General features: G+C 67.9%; 15 protein-coding genes. 7 read left to right on the top strand and 8 right to left on the bottom strand.

What is annotated here, in order from left to right; translation table 11 throughout:
• Positions 1-15: 15 nt before the first annotated feature.
• From ACY48E_RS10835 to ACY48E_RS10845, 3 genes are all read right to left on the bottom strand, one after another.
• Positions 16-381, bottom strand: a complete 366-nt coding sequence (locus ACY48E_RS10835) for a hypothetical protein (protein ID WP_462872170.1) — start codon at positions 379-381, stop codon at positions 16-18.
• 546 nt (positions 382-927) lie between these two features.
• Positions 928-1,827, bottom strand: a complete 900-nt coding sequence (gene rsmA, locus ACY48E_RS10840) for a 16S rRNA (adenine(1518)-N(6)/adenine(1519)-N(6))-dimethyltransferase RsmA (RefSeq protein WP_462872271.1) — start codon at positions 1,825-1,827, stop codon at positions 928-930.
• Positions 1,828-1,829: 2 nt separating this feature from the next.
• Positions 1,830-2,957 (bottom strand): transglycosylase family protein, encoded by a 1,128-nt coding sequence (locus ACY48E_RS10845; RefSeq protein WP_462872171.1) that lies wholly within the window; start codon positions 2,955-2,957, stop codon positions 1,830-1,832.
• Between the two features lie 156 nt (positions 2,958-3,113).
• On the opposite strand from ACY48E_RS10845, the gene ACY48E_RS10850 reads away from it, so the two are divergent.
• From ACY48E_RS10850 to ACY48E_RS10860, 3 genes are all read left to right on the top strand, one after another.
• Entirely contained in the window at positions 3,114-5,666 is a 2,553-nt protein-coding gene (locus ACY48E_RS10850; RefSeq protein ID WP_462872172.1) for a hypothetical protein, read from the top strand.
• A gap of 149 nt (positions 5,667-5,815) precedes the next feature.
• A complete protein-coding gene (locus ACY48E_RS10855) occupies positions 5,816-7,387 on the top strand; it encodes an AMP-binding protein (RefSeq protein WP_462872173.1) in 1,572 nt (523 codons plus the stop codon).
• 124 nt (positions 7,388-7,511) lie between these two features.
• On the top strand, positions 7,512-8,219 hold the full coding sequence (locus ACY48E_RS10860; RefSeq protein ID WP_462872174.1) for an LppP/LprE family lipoprotein: 708 nt from the start codon (positions 7,512-7,514) through the stop codon (positions 8,217-8,219).
• A gap of 1 nt (position 8,220) precedes the next feature.
• On the opposite strand, the gene ACY48E_RS10865 is transcribed toward ACY48E_RS10860, so the two are convergent.
• The gene (locus ACY48E_RS10865) at positions 8,221-9,078 is read right to left on the bottom strand and encodes a TatD family hydrolase (RefSeq protein ID WP_462872175.1); all 858 of its coding nucleotides are present in this window, start codon (positions 9,076-9,078) and stop codon (positions 8,221-8,223) included.
• 22 nt (positions 9,079-9,100) lie between these two features.
• Between ACY48E_RS10865 and metG the strand changes: the two genes are divergently transcribed.
• The 4 genes from metG (at position 9,101) to ACY48E_RS10885 (ending at position 13,175) form a co-directional block, all read left to right on the top strand.
• On the top strand, positions 9,101-10,681 hold the full coding sequence (metG, locus tag ACY48E_RS10870; protein ID WP_462872176.1) for a methionine--tRNA ligase: 1,581 nt from the start codon (positions 9,101-9,103) through the stop codon (positions 10,679-10,681).
• A 179-nt stretch (positions 10,682-10,860) separates the two neighbouring features.
• A complete protein-coding gene (locus ACY48E_RS10875; RefSeq protein WP_462872177.1) occupies positions 10,861-11,949 on the top strand; it encodes an alpha/beta hydrolase in 1,089 nt (362 codons plus the stop codon).
• A gap of 9 nt (positions 11,950-11,958) precedes the next feature.
• On the top strand, positions 11,959-12,387 hold the full coding sequence (locus ACY48E_RS10880; RefSeq protein WP_462872178.1) for an SRPBCC family protein: 429 nt from the start codon (positions 11,959-11,961) through the stop codon (positions 12,385-12,387).
• A gap of 11 nt (positions 12,388-12,398) precedes the next feature.
• On the top strand, positions 12,399-13,175 hold the full coding sequence (locus ACY48E_RS10885; protein WP_462872179.1) for a hypothetical protein: 777 nt from the start codon (positions 12,399-12,401) through the stop codon (positions 13,173-13,175).
• 32 nt (positions 13,176-13,207) lie between these two features.
• On the opposite strand, the gene ACY48E_RS10890 is transcribed toward ACY48E_RS10885, so the two are convergent.
• The 4 genes from ACY48E_RS10890 to rsmI form a co-directional block, all read right to left on the bottom strand.
• Positions 13,208-14,041, bottom strand: a complete 834-nt coding sequence (locus ACY48E_RS10890) for a PRD domain-containing protein (protein WP_462872180.1) — start codon at positions 14,039-14,041, stop codon at positions 13,208-13,210.
• Positions 14,038-15,441, bottom strand: coding sequence for a glycoside hydrolase family 1 protein (locus tag ACY48E_RS10895; protein WP_462872181.1), 1,404 nt, complete (start codon positions 15,439-15,441; stop codon positions 14,038-14,040). The genes ACY48E_RS10890 and ACY48E_RS10895 overlap by 4 nt, the downstream gene beginning before the upstream one ends.
• Positions 15,438-17,351 (bottom strand): beta-glucoside-specific PTS transporter subunit IIABC, encoded by a 1,914-nt coding sequence (locus ACY48E_RS10900; RefSeq protein WP_462872182.1) that lies wholly within the window; start codon positions 17,349-17,351, stop codon positions 15,438-15,440. Before ACY48E_RS10900 ends, ACY48E_RS10895 begins: the two co-directional genes overlap by 4 nt.
• Positions 17,352-17,537: 186 nt before the next feature.
• Entirely contained in the window at positions 17,538-18,374 is an 837-nt protein-coding gene (gene rsmI, locus ACY48E_RS10905; protein WP_462872183.1) for a 16S rRNA (cytidine(1402)-2'-O)-methyltransferase, read from the bottom strand.
• Positions 18,375-18,451 lie beyond the last annotated feature (77 nt).

The raw sequence follows: 18,451 nt of genomic DNA on the forward strand, positions 1-18,451 counted from the left end.
CTGCGATACCGGTCGCTACGTCGCATCATTGGTGAGGCTTGATCGTAGTGGGTCGGCGGCGCCATTCGCCTGCAGATCGGATACGAGGAAACTGTAGTTCTCACCGTTCGACGCGCTCAGTCGGATTGTCCCCTGCTGCTGGAGCAGGGTCACCTCTACGACCACACCATTGTCGAGGGTCACAGTTTGCGATAGCGCGCCATCCGGCCCCGTCGCAACAGAGCCTTGTGACGCGATCTGGGACCCGCCCACGCCGAGGACAACTTCCGAATGCTGTGACTGCTCTTGCTGCGTGGGCGATGCGTTTGCCTGGCCCACTGCGCTACTCGCGACCACAGCATAAGCGAGCGAGCAGACTGCACCCTTCGCGTACTTGTTCATGTCGCTTCTTTCCAATCGGGACGGATGACTCGCACTTTCGATCGACCACTAGCCAATGAAGGGGTGCGCTCGGCCAGCGGTCGAACAGTGATGGCGGGTAGGACGTTGACTCGGCGGTTGAGCCGCAAGAACATATGCGTGATCAGAAAGAAACTTGTCTCACACAACGAGACTGAGAATCGCGAACAATCCAACGGAGGTCAATGCACCGTTGGCGATCAATGAACTCGAAGAAACACTTGTTCCCCGTGCTTTACTTACTGCCCGCAACACCAGAGAGCTGAGTGCACCCACTGCGACGGAAAAAACAACGATAGAATTACCTACCAAATCTGTCAGGTCGAAAGCGACACTGACCAGGATGACCAAACCAGCCACGCTTGCGCACCCGATCAACCCGTACGCGACCCCTCGTGACCTCGACGATTCGATACTTGTTCTCACAAGGAGTATTTTCCATAGCGGCACGGCCCTGACAAGGCTTCAACAGATCTCCCCGGTGACGGGTGCACGAGACAGCAAGCCCGCTGGGCCCTGTCACCGTGATCAGCGGGCAGGGGGACCAACCAGGCGCACGAAGGCCGCGACGTCCAGCGTCTCCCCCCGCGCCGAGGGGTCGATACCCGCCGCGACGAGACGGCGCTCGGCCTCGGCCGCCGAACCCGCCCAGCCCGCGAGCGCCGCGCGCAGCGTCTTGCGGCGCTGGGCGAAGGCGGCGTCCACCACGGCGAACAGTGCCCGGCGGAACTGCTCGTCCATCGGCCACGGCGGCTCGGCGTAGCGGTCGATGCGCACCAACCCCGATTCCACCTTCGGCACCGGCCAGAACACCGAATTGCCCACCGCACCGGCCCGCCGAACGGAGCCGAACCAAGCCGCCTTCACGCTCGGAACGCCGTAGATCTTGCTGCCGGGCGTCGCGGCGAGGCGATCGGCCACCTCCGCCTGCACCATCACCAACGCCGTCCGCACCGACGGCAGCAGCGACATCAGGTGCAGCAACACCGGCACCGCCACGTTGTAGGGCAGGTTGGCCACCAGCGCGGTGGGTGGGCGGCCGCCGGCGAGCACCTGCTCGGCGCTCACACGCAGGGCATCGGCCTCGATCACGGTGAGCCGGTGCGCCTGCGCCGGCGCCCGCTCGGCCACCGTTGCGGGCAGGCGCGCAGCCAGCACGGGGTCGATCTCGACGGCGATCACGGCGTCCACCACAGCGAGCAGGGCCAACGTCAATGAGCCCAGCCCGGGGCCCACCTCGAGCACCACGTCCGAGGCGTCCACCCCGGCGGAGGTGACGATGCGGCGCACCGTGTTGGCGTCGTGCACGAAGTTCTGGCCGAGAGTCTTGGTGGGCCGAACGTCGAGTTCGGCGGCGAGGGCGCGCACCTCGGCGGGACCGAGGAGGGCCACCTCACGTGAGGCGGCCGAGGAGTCCGGCCGATCGATGGTCAGCGCAGACCCAGCCGCGAGGTGCACGCGGGCCACGCCCCCCAGCCCTGACGAGCCTGGGTGATCGACGCGATGGCAATCTGCTCCTCGCGGGTGGCGAGGTCCGCGCGCGGTGCATACCGCAGGCCGCCCTGACGCTCCCAGGTGTTCTGGTCGAACTGGACGCCGCCGTAGAAGCCGTTGCCGGTGTTGATGGCCCAGTTACCGGTGGACTCGCACTGAGCGAGCGCGTCCCAGGTGGCACCGTTCTGTACCGGCGGCACCTCGGTACCGGGCTTCGCGCCCACTCGCACCACCTTGGGCACCGGCGGTGTGATCACGTTGGCCGTCACCAGGGTGCGACCGGTCTCGACGCCGTTGGTGGTGGTGACGGCGTAGGTGGCGTCCTGCAGGCCGGGGGTGCCCGCGCTCTCCTGGACGGTGCGGCTCATGTTCATGGTCGGGTCCTCGATGCGCTGGTCCGGGGCGGTGACCGGCTCGGTGACCTGCACGGTGCTGGTGCGCACTCGTGTGACGGTGATCGTCATGCCGTCGGCGAGCGCGGTCGTGGCGGGCGGGTCGACGGTGTCCTTGTCCTCGAGTGGACGATTCTGCGCGGCGAGGAGGTCCTTGACCGTCGGGGCGGCGAGGACGACGGGCGCGGCGGGCGCTCCGCCGTCGACCACGGTGACCGCCTTGGGCAGGACTACGTCCAGGGTTGCGCCGGTCAGCGGCAGCGGCTGATCCTTCGGTGCATCGACGTAGACGTCGGGTGCGAGGGAGAGCTGGGTCAGCGCCTCGTCGACCGTCGCGGCGGTGGTCCACTGCTGCTTCGGCTGCCCGTCGACCGTGACGGTGACCTCGCGGGCGCGCTTGAGCACCACGGTCTGTCCGTCGGAGACGGACGCATCGCGGGCAGGCGAGACGTCGTCACGCTCGGCGGGGGTGTACCCGGCCTCCTCGAGCACCCCGCTGACGTCGCTGGACATGGTGCTCAGTCGAATCTGCTGCCCGTCGACGACCACGGTGAGGGTCTTGTGGCGCACCACGGCCACGATCCCGCCCACGATGAGGGTGAGCAGCAGGGCAGCAACCGCGGCGTGCAGCAGGGTCGACTGGGCGCGGTTGAGACGTACGAGGTGGGACATTCGAGAAAACTTCCTGGGTAGCCGGTCACGAAACGGTAACGGAAATGGCGGTTCAGCGGCAACTTCAGCACGTCGAACGCTGTGGTCCGACCATGTGGTCCGACCACTTTCGCCATTCGTCGATTCGATTCGACGATCGGGCGTAACTTCACCGCCATGACCACGCGTGCCACTGCCGTCACCGTTGCCGTCCTCACCGCTGCCTCGCTCATCGGAACGGTTCAACCGGTCGCCACCGCGGCGCCCACCACGTACTACGCCGCTCCCGCCGGCAGCGGCACCGACTGCTCGCAGACACAGCCGTGCGCTCTCCCCGACGCCGTGGCCAAGGGCCCGGGAACCGTCGTTCTGCAGGGCGGCACGTACCGACTGACCCAACCGCTGACCGTGACGCGATCGGGCGTGCACCTCGAAGCCGCACCCGGCGCGCGGCCCGTGGTCGCGGGGTCCGTTCCCGTCACCGGATTCACCGTGGTGGACGCATCCAAGAACCTGTACCGAGCCCCGGTTCCCGTCGGGTCGGCAGCACGAGAGATCTGGGTGAACGACGTACGCGCCGTCCGCGCTCGCACCGACATCAACCCGGCCGGGTTCACCCGCACCGCAACCGGATTCACCAATCCGCTCGCGGGGTCGTCGGGGTGGCGCAACCAGAGGCAGATCGAAGTGGTGCGCAACAACGCGTGGAAGCAGATGCGGTGCCCGCTGCAATCGCTCACCGATTCGGCCGTCACGGTCGACCCCGCCTGCTGGAAGGCCAACTTCACCAACGTCACCAATGTGGGGTTCCCGTTCAACGGCGCCGGCCTGCCCTCGCTCGACGCGGTGAGTTGGATCGAGAACGCCTTCGAACTGCTCGGCCGACCGGGGCAGTTCTACATCGACGGCCCGGCAGGTTTTCTCTACTACACCCCGCGCCCCGGTGAGAACATGGCCACCGCGCGGGTGGAGATGCCCGTCACCGACAGCCTGCTCCGCTTCGTCGGAACGCCAGGACACATTGCCCCGGTCAACGACAACGACGCCGGCGCCACCTACACCGGCGACTGGCAGATCAATTCGCAGCGAGCGTTCGGCGATATCGGCAACGATGTGCACGCCGCCACCACCAATGGCTCGTCGGTGGAATACACGTTCACCGGCACCGGGCTCACGGTGCTCACCGAGACAAACACCGACGCCGGGACGGTGGACGTCTTCGTCGACGGCGTCAAGACCGGCACCGCGGACGCGTCCGGGAGCGTGCGCCTGGCTCAGCAACCGTTCGTGTCCGTCACCGGCCTCACCCGCGGACCGCACACGGTGAAGGTGGTCAAGACCGGCGGCCAGTACCTCACCATCGACGCCTTCGCGGTGATTCCCGACGTGATGGCGCCCATCACCGACATCTCCGTCCGCGGGATCACGTTCAGCTACACCTCGTGGCTGGTGCCGAACACCACGGGATACATCGACAATCAAGCCGGAATCCTGTGGGACCCGAAGACCCTGCAGCCCACACGAGTACCGGCAGCGCTGTCGGTGTTCCGTGGCTCCGGCGTGACGTTCACCGACGTGACGACCACGCACCTCGGCGGTGTGGGAGTGGATTTCGGCGATCAGACACAGAACGCCACGATCACACAGTCGAACATCACCGACACCGCCGGAAACGGAATCTCCGTGGGCGAGGTCGACGACTACTACAACACCGACCAGAGCCTGCAAACTCGCAACATCACGGTCAGCAACAACGTCGTCACCTTCCCCGGTCAGCAATACCAGGACGGGGTGGGAATCTTCGCTGGCCATTCGGTGGGCCTGAAGGTCGTCGACAACGAGGTCGGTTACGCCCCGTACAGCGGAATTTCCACCGGGTGGGGCTGGGGCTGGGCGTCACCGTGCGAATTGCAGGCCAAGCAGAACCTCCCCGTTCCGTGCCGACGCGGCACGATCTATACCGGCGACACCACCATCAGCAACAACTGGGTGCACTCGGTGATGGGTGTTCTCGACGACGGCGGGCCGATCTACACCAATGGCGGCTCTAGTTCACCGTCGGTGTTCTCCGGCAACGTGCTGGGCGAATGCACCAATGCGTGCAACGCGATCTACCACGACGAGGGCAGTTCGCGATGGACCACCACCGACAACGTGGTGCGCTACATCTCCAACAGGAGCAATTCCGAGTGGACACACTTGTGGACACCCACGATCTTCGACATTGCAATATCGCGGACCTACAGCGACACCGACCGCATCAACAACAGCGGTACGAACACCACGGCCGAACCGCCCACCCTGGTCACCGACGGCAACTGGCCGCCCGCGGCGCTGGCCATCATGAGTGCGGCGGGCGCCAAGCGGGCACCGGTGATCACCGCCGACGACGACGATCTGCGCATCGCGTACCGAGGGACCTGGTCGTTCAACGGCAACCGCGGGTTCGGCGACCTGTTCGACGGCGTGCACGCCACGCGTACCGATGGCGACCGGGCCAGCTACTCCTTCGACGGCTCGTCGATCAGCTACCTGGGAAGCAAGGCGCCCGACCAGGGGCAGGTCGCCGTGTCGATCGATGGACAGCAGGTGGCCGTCGTGGACACCGCAGCCCCGACGCGGGCGGCGCAGCAGCGCCTGTGGTCGACCACGAGCCTGCAACCCGGTCCGCACACCATCACGATCACCAAGGTCTCGGGCACCTACATGGTGCTGGACGGCTTCGTCTGATCACCCCCGAGGTCGGCGACCGTGCACATCCTTTACCTGCCGCGGGCATTTCCTTGACGTGGTCGGGGGCACTTCCTTGACAGGGTCGACGGCGGTGGACACCATCGATCGAAGAGTGATCTTCGTTACACCTACCTGATGGGGGCCCCATGACGATCGACACCTCGGCCATGACCGAGAGCCTCGCGAACTTCGTGCGAGTTCATGCCGACCGCACACCGGACGCGACAGCTCTCGTCTACGGGGACCAGCGGTGGACCTGGGCGCAGTGGGACGGACGTATCCGCGACCTCACCGCTGCCCTGCGTGCCGCCGGGATCGGCCGGGGTGACGTGATCGGCTTCCTGGACAAGAACCACCCGGCCTGCCTGGACACCGTGTACGCCGCAGCGGCCATCGGCGCCGCCGTCACCATCGCGAACTGGCGGCAGGTCGGCGACGAGTTGGTCCACGTGTTCACCGACTCCGGGCCGCGGCTGTTGATCGTCGGGGACGAGTTCGCGGACACCGTCGAGGAGATCGCCGATCGTCTCCCGGCCGTCGAACGGGTGGTGGTGGTCGGTGGCCACAACGATCAGTACGAGGACTTCCTCGCCTCGGCCCACCCGACCCACACCCCCGACGCGATCGGCGACGACGTCACCGCCGCCGACCCGCTGCTGGTGATGTACTCCTCGGGCACGACCGGCCGTCCCAAGGGGGTGGTGCTGAGCCAGCGGGCGCTGCTCGCGCACACGGTGAACGTGGCGCACTCGTTCCCCTTCGAGGACGGCGACATCTCCCTGGTGGCGATGCCGCTCTTCCACGTCGGCGGCATCAGCTACTCGATGTTCGGGGTGCGTGCGGGCGTGGCCACGATCATGACCCGTGAGCCCACCGCGCCGGCTCTGGCTGGTGCACTCGTGTCGGGGGCCACGCACACGTTCTTCGTGCCACCGGTGGTGGCCGGGTTCCTCGCGGCCGGCGACGCGGCGGTGGCCGCGATGGCGAACCTGAAGGTGCTCGGCTACGGCGCCGCTCCCATGCCGTTGCCGCTGCTGCGCCGGGCGCTCGACGCGTGGCCCGACATCGACTTCGTCCAGGTGTACGGCCAGACCGAGATCTCGGGCGTGGCAACGGTTCTCGCGCCGGAGGATCATCGAGACCCCGGCCGTGAGCACCGCCTGCTCTCGGTGGGCCGTCCGGTCGGCGGTGTCGAGGTGCAGATTCGCGACGTGGTCGACGGCGCGCCCGTGCCCGCGGGTGAGTCCGGGGAGGTGTGCCTGCGCACCGAGCAGGCGATGACCGAATACCTCGGCCGGCCGGAGGCCACCGCGGAGACGCTCGTGGACGGCTGGATTCGCACCGGCGACATCGGCCGGATGGATGCGGACGGCTACGTCTACGTCGACGACCGGCTCAAGGACATGATCATCACCGGCGGTGAGAACGTCTACGGCCCCGAGGTCGAGAGAGTGCTGCTCGATCACCCCGATGTCGCCGACGCGGCCATCATCGGCGTTCCCGACGAGCACTGGGGCGAGTCCGTGCTGGCGATGGTGGTGCTCGCCCGCCCCACCGAGACGAACGGGATCATCGCGTTCTGCCGCGAACGTCTGGCCGGGTACAAGTGCCCGCGCGCGGTGTCGGTGGTGCAGGAGCTTCCCCGCAACGCCAGCGGCAAGATCCTCAAGCGCGAGCTGCGCGCACCGTACTGGGAGGGCCGCGACCGTCAGGTGTGACCGGTCACAGGGGCGCGTCCGACCCGCAATCGTTTCGTTACGTACGACGGCTAACGGAATTGGTGTGATCACCGACACTCTTCTCGAGCGACCAGAACGGTCGGTCCGCATACGAGGAGGACCGGTGAACACATCCACCACACGCACCCTGCGAACGACCATGTCCCTGGCAGCAGCGGCGCTCGCCGTCTGCGCCGCGGGCGCCTGCGGGTCGCCGACCGCACCCGACCCGGCAGGGACCGCCCTGTCGCCCGATGCGACCAGCACCAACTTCCCGTCCGTACGCAACCCCGCGGTGGCGAACCCGTCGGTGGGCAGTACTGCCGCAGGCGCCCCGCCCGCAGCTGTCAGCCCGTCGGCGGCGACAGCATCGGGCCCGGGGTCGCAGTGGGACAGACCGGTGGGAAATCGGGTGGTGGTCCCCTGCGTCGATCCGACCTCGACGGCCGTGCGTGCGGCCCTGGCCAGTGTGGGCACCGATTCGAACGGGGGCGCTTTCGAGCCGTACCGCTGGACTCCCGGCAGTAGCGACCAGGGCTGCCCACAGCTCGAATGGCTGATCGCCAACGGCCGCGGAATCATGGACGCGACCTACCAGTCGCACGTGTTGTTCTTCCGCAACGACGGCGTCTACCTGGGAACGGCGACACTTCGACCGCAGAGCTACACCACCGTCGTCGGCGCCACCGACACCAGCGTCTCCGTCGACTACCGATGGCTGGGAGCCGACGATCCCTTCTGCTGCCCCCAGGGAGGTCCGACGCGGGTGACCTTCAGCCTGGGCCCGGACGGTCGGATCGTGCCCACCGGCACCTTCCCGCCCGGAGCGTGAGTCAGACCAGGCCGTACACCCGTTCGGCGGTCGCCGTGGCCAGAGCCGCCACCTCCTGCGGGTCCTGTCCGCGAGTCTGCGCGAGCGAGCGGGCGGTGTACGGCAGACAGTAGGACTCGTTGGGAGCGCCGCGGAACGGGTGCGGGGTCAGGAACGGTGCATCGGTCTCGAGGAGGAACTGATCGTTCGGAACCAGCACCGCGGCCTCGCGCAGGGCACGCGAGTTGGTGAAACTCACCGTCCCGGAGAAGCTGAGCACGTACCCGGCCTCGATGCACCTCCGCGCCATCTCCGGACCCGACGAGAAGCAGTGGAAGATCACCGTCTCCGGCGCACCCTCCTCGCCGAGCACCGCCAGGAGGTCGTCGTCGGCCTCGCGGTTGTGGATCATCAGCGCCTTGCCCACCCGCTTCGCCAGGTCGATGTGCCAGCGGAACCCCTCGGTCTGCGCCGCCACGTCGGCGCATCCCTCCAGCTTTCCGGGCCAGTAGTAGTCCAGGCCCGTCTCCCCCACCGCCACCGTGCGCGGATCGCGTGCCAGGCGTTCGATCTCGGCGCGCACGGCGTCGTCGAGGACGTGGGCGCGCGTGGGGTGGATCGCGGTGGCCGCGAACACCCGCTCGTCCCAGTGAGCGGCGTCGACGGCGAAGCGAGCGGCGTCGAGATCGTCGGCAACGGTGACCACCCGGCCCACCCCGACCGCCTCGGCCCGGTCGAGCACGGCCGACACCGACGCCGCGTCATGGGCGCCGCAGGCGTCGAGGTGGGTGTGGGCGTCGATCAGCGGGCTCAGCGGCGTGGGCGGCTCGGGCGCAGGGCGCTTGGAACCCGGTCTGGGGGCAGGATCGTCGGTGGCCACGAAAGATAGAGTAAGTCGCACCATGACTGACACGCCCGCGACCGACACGCCCGCGACCGACACGCCCGGATCCTCGTTCTACATCACCACGGCGATCGCGTACCCGAACGGCGAACCCCACATCGGGCACGCGTACGAGTACATCGCCTCGGATGCGATCGCCCGGTTCAAGCGCCTCGACGGCGTCGACGTCCGGTTCCTCACCGGCACCGACGAGCACGGGCTGAAGATGGCGCAGACGGCCGCGAAGGAGGGCGTGAGCACGGCGGACCTCGCGCGCCGGAACTCCGACGTGTTCGAGCGCATGCAGACCGCCCTCGGCATCAGTTTCGATCGCTTCATTCGCACCACCGATACCGATCACATCGAGGCCTCACGAGCGATCTGGCAGAAGATGGCCGACAACGGTGACATCTACCTCGACTCGTACTCCGGGTGGTACTCCGTGCGCGACGAGGCGTACTACGCGGAGGCGGAGACCACCGTGCGCGACGACGGCACCCGCGTGGCCACCGAGACGGGAACCCCGGTCGAGTGGACCGAGGAATCGACGTACAACTTCCGCCTGTCGGCCTACCAGGACCGCCTGCTCGCCCACTACGAGGCGCACCCGGAGTTCCTCGCGCCCGCAACACGATTGAACGAGATCGTCAGCTTCGTGCGCGGCGGTCTGAAAGATCTGTCGATCTCGCGCTCGACGTTCGACTGGGGGGTGCCGGTGCCGGGCGATCCCGACCACGTGATGTACGTGTGGGTGGACGCGCTGACCAACTACATCACCGGCGTGGGGTACCCGGACGTCGACGGCGCGGACTTCCGCCGCTTCTGGCCCGCCGATCTGCACATGATCGGCAAGGACATCACGCGATTCCACACCGTCTACTGGCCGGCGTTCCTGATGTCGGCAGGCCTGGAACCGCCCAGACGCGTGTTCGCGCACGGGTTTCTGTACAACCGGGGCGAGAAGATGTCGAAGTCGGTCGGCAACGTGGTCGACCCGTTCGCCCTCGTCGACACCTATGGTCTCGACGCTGTGCGGTTCTTCCTGCTGCGCGAGGTGTCCTTCGGTCAGGACGGCAGCTACAGCCACGAGGCGATCGTCGGACGCATCAACACCGATCTCGCCAACGAATTCGGCAACCTCGCCCAGCGCTCCCTGTCGATGGTCGCCAAGAATCTCGACGGCCTGCACCCGACGCCCGGCGAGTTCTCCGACGCCGACACCGCGCTGCTCGCGCTCGTCGACGCGCTGCCCGACGTCGCCCGACGGCACGTGGACGCACAGGAGTTGACCCTCTACGTCGACGCTGTGTTCTCGGTGCTCGGCGAGACCAACCGGTACTTCTCCGCGCAGGAACCCTGGGTGCTGCGCAAGACCGATCCTGCTCGCATGGCCACCGTGCTCTACGTCACCCTGGAGGTGGTGCGCGCGGCAGCGGTGCTGCTGAGCCCGGTCATGCCGACCTCGTGCGGGCGGCTGCTGGACCTGCTGAGCGTGTCCGACCGCTCGATCGCCGCACTGGCGCACCGTGCGGTGCCCGGGACGACCCTGCCCGCACCGACGGGCGTCTTCCCACGCTACGTCGAGCCGAAAACCGACTGACCTTCACCGATACCGCCCGAAAAAGGTCACGGAGTTGCACCGGTTCGGCTCATCAGGCATGTCGGTGTGACTCCGATTACACATTTTTCGGGTTCAGGTGTTTCACTTTCGTTAACTGGGGCGATACTCAGCGGATAGCGAAACCAGCGCGAAGGCGCTGCCGACCGAAAGTGAGGGACATGGTCACCGTGTCCGCTGTACGACCCAGCCGCGGCCTGCCCGCCGATCAGGTCGCTCCCACCGATCGGTCCGCCACCGTCACCGCCGCTGCAACCGCCACCCGGCTCGACTTCGACTCGGTGAGCGTCCAGTCCAAGGTGCTCGCCTCCACGCTGCGCAGGACGATTCGGCCCGTGCTCTCGCTGTGGGCACACACACCCGATCTGCCCTGGCCCAAGCATCTCGTCGACCAGGCCGGCAAGTTCGTTCCACCCATTCCGGGCACCGAGTGCACGGGGATCGACCTGACCCACTGCCGCGCCGAGTGGGTGCGGCCGGAGCGTCGAGCGCTGCGCCGAGCCGATGCCGACCGCGTGGTGCTGTACCTGCATGGCGGCGCGTTCCTGTTCTGCGGACTCAACACCCACCGTCGGCTGACGTCCCGGATCGCCGAGGCGGTGGGCGGCGACGTGCTCTCGGTGGGCTACCGGATGATGCCCGCCCACACCATCGACGACGCGATCGCCGACGGGATCGACGGCTACCGGTACCTGCTGGACATGGGATACGAGCCCGAGCAGATCGTCATCGGCGGCGACTCCGCGGGCGGCTGCCTGGCCCTTGCCATCGCCATCGCCGTCGGCGCTGCCGATCTGCCCGTTCCGGGCGGGGTGTTCGCCCTCTCACCGCTGACGGACTTCGATCCCGCGTCCAAGCTGGCACACCGCAACGCCGACCGCTGCGCGATGATCCCCAGCACGGGCCTGAGCGCGCTCGCCACGATGACCGAGCAGGTGGACGCCCGGTGCGGCATCACCGAGCACCGATGCTCCCCGATCGACGCCGATCTGAGCAAGATGCCCCCCACCCTGATTCAGGTGGGCTCGGACGAGATGGTCTACCCGGACGCGGAGTTGATGGCGCAGCGCCTGGCAGACGCCGGGGTCGACTGCGAGTTGCAGGTGTGGAAGGAGCAGGTGCACGTGTTCCAGGCCATGGATTTCCTGCCCGAGTCCCAGCGTGCGATCGACGAGATCGCGGACTTCGTCGAAGCGGTGATCGCTGCCGGCGTCACACGCGGCGCACCCGGAGTCTCTCTGGTCCGCTAGGTTCTGGCCATGGCAGTCAACGGATCCCGAGAAATCGTCATCGAGGCACCCCGCGAGAGGATCGTCGACGTGATCGCCGACGTCGAGTCCCTCCCCACGTGGTCTCCGATCTACAAGAGCGTCACCGTGATCGACCGTCACGACGACGGCCGCCCGAACCGCGTCGAGGCGAAGGTGTCCCTGGCCGGCATCAGCGACACCGTGGTGCTCGACTACACGTTCACCGACACCACCGCCGGGTGGACCCTGGTCTCGGCGACACAGCAGCGTGCACAGCAGGCCACGTACACCTTCGCCGAACACGAGAAGGGCACCCTGGTCACGTTCGACTTCTCGATCGACCTGGTGGTGCCGGTCCCCGGCTTCATCCTCAAGCGCGGCACCAAGGCGATCCTCGACAACGCCACCGAAGGTCTGCGCGATCAGGCGACCCGCTGACCGATCAGTTCGTGAGCACACACCCGCCGAGCCCTACCCTGTCCGCCACCGAGATCGAGACCTACCGCTACCTGCGTATCGGCCTGGTGGTGCTGGTGTTGCTGTTGGCCTTCGCGGTGATCGGGGCGAGCGTGACGGCCGGTTGCACGCAGCCCTCGATCAGCGGTTACTGGTACACCCCGGCGCGCTCGGTGTTCGTGGGCGTGCTCTACGCACTCGGCGCCGCGCTGGTGGTCTACAAGGGTGACTCCACCGCCGAGGACGTCCTGCTGGACGTCGCGGGATTCGCCGCCGTGGTGGTGGCGACGGTCCCGACGGCGGTGAGCCTGCCCGCGTGCGGCCCGATCGATCTCACCGATCCGGCGCCCGGGGTGAACATCGCGATACCCGCGATCGCGGCCGCCGCCATCATGGCGGGTGTCCTGATCCGGCTGCTCGGCGGTGGCGCGGGCGGCATCGCGCTCACCGTTCTGGGCGCACTCACCCTGGCGGCACACCTGCTCGTGCGCGCCGCATTCCTCGAACGTGCCCACGCGGTGGCCGCGGTGATCCTCTTCGGGGCGATCATCGTGGTGGTGTTCGCACAATCGGCCCGCTCCGACTCGCGCGGCTATCGGCTGGGGTACATGCTGGTCGCCGCTGCGATGGCCCTGACCCTGCTCGCCACCGTCGTCGCGCACCTGACCCTCGCCACCGGCGGTTCATTGCTGCTGATCGTGGAAACCGTTCTGCTGGTGGAGTTCTCGATCTACTGGATCCTGCAGACCCGCCAACGCTGGAGCACCTGAGACGCACGCCGACGCCACAGGGTCGACGGGCGTCAACGGGTGTCCGCCATGAGCCTGGCGACATGCAGGGCCAGGTAGGTGACCTCGTCGGCGGTGAGATGGGTGTCCAGACGCAGCTCGAGCAGCGACTGCAGTCGCAGCGCCGCCTGGAACGCCTCGGGACGCGCGGAACGGATCGCCTCGCCGGTCGCGGACATCCCGTCGTCGAGCTGGGTGCCCGTGGCCGCGCGCACCACGAAATAGCGCAGATGTGTGACGAACCGCGCGGCGTTGATCGATTCCCGCGGGATGGCCCGGCCCACGAGCTGTTCGAGAACGTCCAGCAACTGCGTGAACAACCCGGTCATGCGGTAGGTGAGAGTGAGATCTCCCGTGGTCAGACCAGCGTTGACCAGGTGCAGCGCCACGGCCACTGCCTCGTCGTCGGACAACTCCAGGCCACCCTCGCTGCTGACGTACGAGACGATCCTGCGCGCGGTGGCCAACTCGTCGGGGTACAGGTGCGTCACCTCCACCCGCAGTGGGTGCGCGGCGTCGTCCCGACCGCGACGAACAGCGGCGAGGGAGAGGTGATCGGCGATCGCGATCACCGTCGCGGAGGGCACCGCGAGCGAGAGCGACGCGACTGCCCGCGCCGCCAGGTCGAGGTAGGGCTGGGGGATCGACGCGACGACGGCACCGAGGTTGTCCGGGTCGCGCCCGTTCTCGGGCACGAACACCTTCACCACCCGGTCGCCGTCCACGGCATCACCGGGCCGCACCCCGAACCCGACGCCTCGACCGGTGAGGATCACCTCCCCACGGTCGCTGTCTCGGGCCAACACCACATTGTTGTTGAACACCCGAAGCACTCGGGTTTCGTTCATCCGAGACCCGCACCGCGCGTGGCGATCACCTCGCGGTACCAGTGGAAGGACTTCTTGCGGGTACGGGTGAGGGTGCCGGTGCCGTCGTCGTTGCGATCGACGTGGATGAACCCGTAGCGCTTGCTCATCTGCGCTGTCGATGCGCTGACCAGGTCGATGCATCCCCACGTGGTGTAGCCCAGCATGTGGACACCGTCCTCGATCGCTTCTCGAACCTGCGCCAGGTGCGCGGACAGGTACTCGATGCGGTAATCGTCGACGACGGTCGGCTCGCCGTCCACCATCACCACCTCGTCGCGCGCACCGAGGCCGTTCTCGACGATGAAGAGCGGTTTGCCCCACCGCTCCCAGAACGACGAGAGGATGACGCGCAGACCCTGCGGATCGATCTGCCACCCCCACTGCGACGACTCGAGCGTGGGGTTGGGCACCCCGCCCATGAGGTTGCCCCGGCCTGCGGAGGCCTCGGGATCCGCGCTCGCGCAGGCACTCATGTAGTAGCTGAGCGAGACGAAGTCGACGGTGTTGCGCAGGTCCTCACGGTCGGCGTCGGTGATGTCGAGTTCGACGCCGTTCTCTCGCAGCCACCGCAGGTGATATCCGGGATACTCACCGCGACAGTGCACGTCGCCGAACGCCAGGTTGGATCGTTCGGCGATCATTGCTGCCACCACGTCGTCCGGATCGGGGGTGAGGGGGTAGATCGGGATGGCGATGAGCATGCACCCGATCAGCGCACCCGGCATCATCTCGCGAGCAAGACGCGTCGCCCGCGCCGACGCCACCAGCTCGTGGTGGACGGCCTGGTGAAGATCGGTGGCCGAGAGCTGCTCCTTCGGCGTCGGGATCGCCCCGGACATGAAGGGCACGTGGATGATCGAGTTGATCTCGTTGAACGTCAACCAGTACTTCACGCGATGGCCGTATCGGGCGAACAGGGTGCGGCAGTACCGCTCGTAGAACTCGATCAGGCGTCGGTCGGTCCACCCGCCGTACTCGCGCGCCAGGCGCAGCGGGGTCTCGTAGTGACTGATGGTGACCAGGGGCTCGATCCCGTGCGCCTCGAGCTCGTCGAGAACCCGGTCGTAGAAGGCCAGGCCGGCCTCGTTGGGCTCGGCGTCGTCGCCGTTGGGGTAGATCCGCGACCAGGCGATCGAGAACCGGAAGACGGTGAACCCCATCTCGGCGAACAGCGCGATGTCCTCCCGGTAGCGGTGGTAGAAGTCGACGGCCACGTTCTTGAGGTTGGCGTCGGTGGGCCCGTCGGTCGGCGGCGACATCACCCCGTCGGGGCTCACGTCCTGGATCGACAACCCTTTGCCGTCCACGTCGAACGCCCCCTCGACCTGGTTCGCGGCGGTCGCGCCGCCCCACAGGAACTCGGCGGGGAACGCTCTCATGCCGACACCTCCGATTCCCGATGGGCCGGTGCGACGGTGAACAGCGGCTCCGAGGTGCCCACTGTTGCCGGTGCGACGGGCACCACCGGTCCCAGCGACGCGGCGTTGGTCACCACCACGATCACGGACGCGTCGTAGCCTGCCTCGGCGATCACCGTGAGGTCGACGTCGACCAGCGGGGTTCCCACCTGCACGCGATCCCCACGTCGAACCAGGGGTGTGAACCCGCGCCCCTCGAGCCGAACGGTGTCGATACCCACGTGCACCAGCACTTCCACGCCGTCGTCGGTGGTGATCCCGTAGGCGTGGCCGGAGGCGGCAACCACCACGACCGTGCCGTCGACGGGCGAGAGCACGTGCCCGGACGAGGGCCGCACGGCCAGGCCCTTGCCGAGCGAGCCGGAGGCGAAGACCCCGTCGGGTACCTCGGAGAGGGCGACGACGGTCCCGGCAACCGGCGCGGCGACCGTGTGGACCGCGGACGCCGCCGGATGTGTCTCCGAGGTGTCGACGGAGCGATCGGGCTCGGAATCGGCCGGGGCGTCCTCACTTTCGCGGTCGACGAAGACCGCCGTGAGCCCGAAGGAGACGACGACGGCGGTCACCGTGCCGATCGCGAGCGTGGTGACGTTGCCGATGGCCGTGAATCCCGGCACCGAGAGCAGGGAGGGGAAGACGAGCGCATTGATCGCGGTGCCGCCCGAGGCCACGATGGCCCCGCCCACAGCTCCGCCGAGCATGCCGAACGCGAACGGGCGCCGCAGCGGCAGGTTCACCCCGTAGATCGCCGGTTCGGTGACCCCGGCGAGCAGGCCGGAGAACGCGGCCGGGCCGGCGACGCCCCGACGACGGGCGCTGCGGGTTCGAATGAAGACCGCGAGGGTAGCCGCGGCCTGCGCGAGGACGGCGGGCAGCAGCGGCCCGCCGATCAGCGAGGACCCTGTGGTGGCCAACTCGTTGGTGATCACGGGGATGAACGCCCAGTGCAGGCCGAACAGCACGAGGAACTGCCACAGTCCGCCCATCACGGCACCCGCGATCCACGGCACGGTCTCGAAGATCGACTTGACCCCGGACGAGAGCGCCTCGGCCACGGTGGTCGTCGCGGGTCCGATGGTCAGCAGGACCAGGGGCACCATGATCACGATCACCAGCAGTGGCACGCCGAAGTTCTTGATCGTCTCGGGTAGCCACGCCTTCAGCCGCCGTTCCAGGTGACTCTGCACCCATACCGCGAGGATCATCGGGATGAGCGAACTGGTGTAGTTGAAGGTGATCACCGGGATGCCGAAGAAGTGCACCGGGGTGTCGGTCTGGGCGAACGCCACGATGGACGGGTAGACGAGTGCGCCACCGATCGCCATGGAGGTGAACTCGTTGGCGCCGAACCGCCGCGCCGCCGTCACCGCCAGGATGATCGGGAGGAAGTAGAACAGGGAATCGGCCGCCGCCGCGAGGATCACGTACGTGGAGTCGGTGGCCGTCATGAGGTCGAACTGGATCGCGGCGGACAGGAACGCCTTGAGCAGCCCCGCCCCGGCCAGCGTCCACAGGATCGGCGACAGCAGTGCGGAGATCAGTTCCATCGCCGCCGCCAGGATCGCTCGAGGTCCACGGCCCTTCGGCGTGGCCGCGGTGGTCTCCGGCGCGCTCGATCGTCCGATCAACGGCGCGAAGGCCGCGTAGAGATCGGGGACGGTGGTGCCGACCACCACCTGGAACTGCCCGCCCGCGCGCACCACGGCCAGTACACCGGGGAGTTTCTCCACCGCAGCGGTGTCGGCCAGGGTGTCGTCGCGCAGTTGCAGCCGCAACCGCGTTGCACAGTGAGCTGCCCCTGCCACGTTGTTCGCGCCCCCGACGGCGTCGAGTATCCGTTGGGCCTGCGTTGTGACGTCCGGTCGCGTCATCGTCGCTCTCCTCGAGGTGTGTGAGGGGGAGTGCGGCTGGGCCCGGGCACAAAAAAAGACCCGGGCACATCGGTGCCCAGGTCTTGCCTCGCTCGGGTCGAGTCACAATCCTGCGGGCCGCCGTGGCCCGTCCACCAGAGTAGGTGTGGTGCCCGTCACACGCAAGCAGGTTCGACCCACCGGCCATCACCCCTGCCGCGCTGCCAGCACCGCCTCGTAGAGCTCGCGCTTGGACACCGAGCCGGGGGCACCCGCTGCGACCTGCCCGCACGCGTCCTTGAGCCCCAGACCTGCGGCCAGCAGTTCCTCCACCGCACTCACCAGATCCGCGGGTTCGACGGTACGGGGCGCGGCGCCGGCGAGAACGACGGTGATCTCGCCGCGCACCCCCTCGCTCGCCCACTGCGCCAGTTCCGCGAGCGTCCCCCGCCGAACCTCCTCGTAGGTCTTGGTCAGCTCCCGGCACACCGCGACGCGGCGATCCGGGCCCAGCACCGTCACCGCGTCGGCGAGGCACTCGGCGAGCCGGTGCGGCGCCTCGAAGAACACGCACGCACGCGGCTCGTCGAGCAGGGTGGTCAGCCACGCGCGCCGCGGCCCACCTCGACGCGGCGGGAAGCCGTCGAAACAGAAGCGCTCCACGGCAATTCCGGACAGCGCGAGGGCGGTGGTCACCGCGGACGGGCCGGGCAGGCACGTGACGGGTAGATCGGCGTCGACGCATGCCGCCACCAGCCGGTACCCCGGGTCGCTCACCGACGGCATCCCCGCGTCGGTGACCAGCAGCACCGTCAGGCCCGAGGCGATGTCGGCCACCAACGCGGGGGTCCGCTCGTTCTCGACCTGGTCGTAGAAGCTCACCACGCGACCGGAGATGCCGACCCCGAGAGCTGTGGCGAGCGAGCGGGTGCGACGGGTGTCCTCCGCGGCGATCACATCGGCGGTGGCGAGGGCCGCTCGCAGCCGGGCCGACGCGTCTCCGACGTCGCCCATCGGCGTCGCGGCGAGAATCAGCGATCCCACACTCCACCCCTTCCGCCGCGCTCGTCGGTGTCACCTGTCGCACCGAGCCTACGATCGACGTGTGACAGCAACCGACG

This window comes from Rhodococcus sp. AZ1 (assembly GCF_054979605.1).

Coding starts and splice junctions, on each gene's coding strand:
- ACY48E_RS10900 (WP_462872182.1), bottom strand. CDS start 17,351: ATGACGCGACCGGACGTCACAACGCAGGCCCAACGGATACTCGACGCC.
- ACY48E_RS10875 (WP_462872177.1), top strand. CDS start 10,861: ATGGTCACCGTGTCCGCTGTACGACCCAGCCGCGGCCTGCCCGCCGAT.
- metG (WP_462872176.1), top strand. CDS start 9,101: ATGACTGACACGCCCGCGACCGACACGCCCGCGACCGACACGCCCGGA.
- ACY48E_RS10890 (WP_462872180.1), bottom strand. CDS start 14,041: ATGAACGAAACCCGAGTGCTTCGGGTGTTCAACAACAATGTGGTGTTG.
- ACY48E_RS10895 (WP_462872181.1), bottom strand. CDS start 15,441: ATGAGAGCGTTCCCCGCCGAGTTCCTGTGGGGCGGCGCGACCGCCGCG.
- ACY48E_RS10835 (WP_462872170.1), bottom strand. CDS start 381: ATGAACAAGTACGCGAAGGGTGCAGTCTGCTCGCTCGCTTATGCTGTG.
- ACY48E_RS10855 (WP_462872173.1), top strand. CDS start 5,816: ATGACGATCGACACCTCGGCCATGACCGAGAGCCTCGCGAACTTCGTG.
- ACY48E_RS10845 (WP_462872171.1), bottom strand. CDS start 2,957: ATGTCCCACCTCGTACGTCTCAACCGCGCCCAGTCGACCCTGCTGCAC.
- ACY48E_RS10850 (WP_462872172.1), top strand. CDS start 3,114: ATGACCACGCGTGCCACTGCCGTCACCGTTGCCGTCCTCACCGCTGCC.
- ACY48E_RS10880 (WP_462872178.1), top strand. CDS start 11,959: ATGGCAGTCAACGGATCCCGAGAAATCGTCATCGAGGCACCCCGCGAG.